A 1794-nucleotide genomic window follows, 5' to 3' on the forward strand; every position below is an offset into this window, starting at 1 on the left:
ACCACAACGGCCTTTGGTTGGACGTCGGCACAGTCGAACGCCTGCAAGAAGCCGACCGTATCGCCCAAAGCTGGTAAAACAAAAGGGACGTATCCGATACGCCCCTTTTAATATTCAAGGCCGTCTGAAAACATTGATCAAATCATTTTCAGACGGCCTCAATCCATCAATCAAATTTTGCCCATTTCTTTTCTTTCTTCATTCCCAACAGGCCATTGGCAATCATCACGCACAATCCCGACCAAATCAGTCCGTAGCCGATCAATGCGCCGTCCTGCACCGGCTCGCCCAGCCACACAATCGACACAATAAAAAGCAATACAGGCTCCAAATAGCTCAACATGCCGAACACTGCTACCGGCAGCAATTGATTCGCCTTCAAATTCAAATGCATGGATATTGCACTATTAAAACCCAGCAACACAATAAAAAAGATTAAAACCGGTTTGGCCGCAATCATCGCCGGCGTATCCGTTGCCAGCAGAATATACGCCAACGCAAACGGCGTAATCATCATCAAATCAAAGGTCAGCCCGATTAAGGAAGGCACGCCCAACTTACGGCGCAGCAGATAATAAAACGGATAAGTACCGAACACCCATACAGTCGTCCACGAAAACGCGCCCGACCGCACCAATTCACATGCCACGCCTGCACACGCCAAGATTACCGCCACCCTCTGCAACCGGTTCAAACGCTCTTTAAACCAAATCCGTCCGCCCAGCATCATCGCCAAAGGAAACAGGAAATAACCCATGGCAATGTTTACCCCTTCCCCATTAACCGGCCCCCAGACAAACAGCCATAACTGGCTGGCAAATATCGGCGTCGGCAATACAATCAGCAGCCATCGTTTCCAATCTCGGCCGACGCCATAAGCAAAACGCATTGCCGCCTGCCAACCGTTGACCATCGTCATCAGCGCGCACAAAGCCGACAGCATGGCGACCATGCGCCAGGCAAACACCTCCGTCCCCGTCATAGGCCGCATCCACATACCGTACAGAAACAGCATGGAAAACAACAAATTGGACGCTATCGCAGCCAGCAAACCTTTGGATAAATTCGTCATTTCAGACGGCCTTTTGCAATCAATCAAAGTTAATATTGTAGAAAAAACGGATGAAAAAATTACTCATCTTTTTGAATGAAGTTTTACCGCAAACATCCGTTTCATTAAAGGCCGTCTGAAAACCATATCTTCAGGTTTTCAGACGGCCTTTCATTGCATCGAAGCAGTCTAATGCATCAACCCTGCTTCACAATATCCGACAGCGGCCAGCGCGGCTTGACATTGAATGCACCGACAGCCTGATGCTCGGCAAGTCGCATCGCGCCGACAAAGGCAATCATTGCGCCGTTATCAGTGCAATATGCCATCGGTGGGAAATAGACGTTGATTTTTTCTTCCTGTGGTTTGGATTTGCCTTTTTCAGACGGCATTTTGACGGTTAAGCGCGAAAATTCATCACGCAGTTTCCAGTTTGCACCCACGCCGCCGGCAACCACCAAAGTTCTGAAGCCGGTATCCAACAACGCTTTTTTGGCTTTGGCCGCCAATACGTCAACCACCGCATCTTGGAAAGCGCGGCAAATATCGTTACGCGTCTGTTCGGGAATTTCATCGCTACCGGTTTCGGTGCGGACTTTTTCGACAGCGGTCAAAACGGCTGTTTTCAAACCGGAAAAGCTCATCTGCAAATCGTGCGAATGGAGCATAGGACGTGGGAATGTGAAGGCATCAGGCGTGCCGAGTTTGGCCAGCTCGGATAATTTGGCACCGCCGGGATAAGG

At 49.6% G+C, this 1794-nt stretch carries 1 protein-coding gene and 1 pseudogene; both read right to left on the bottom strand.

All coding sequences use genetic code 11. From position 1 onward, the window contains the following. Nucleotides 1-166: 166 nt before the first annotated feature. A complete protein-coding gene (gene rarD, locus ACTHS3_RS12280; protein ID WP_070625203.1) occupies nt 167-1072 on the bottom strand; it encodes an EamA family transporter RarD in 906 nt (301 codons plus the stop codon). A 176-nt stretch (nt 1073-1248) separates the two neighbouring features. Next, nucleotides 1249-1794, bottom strand: a pseudogene (locus ACTHS3_RS12285) (tRNA (adenosine(37)-N6)-threonylcarbamoyltransferase complex transferase subunit TsaD); the annotation flags it as partial.

It is taken from the genome of Neisseria sp. P0009.S007, assembly GCF_051962515.1.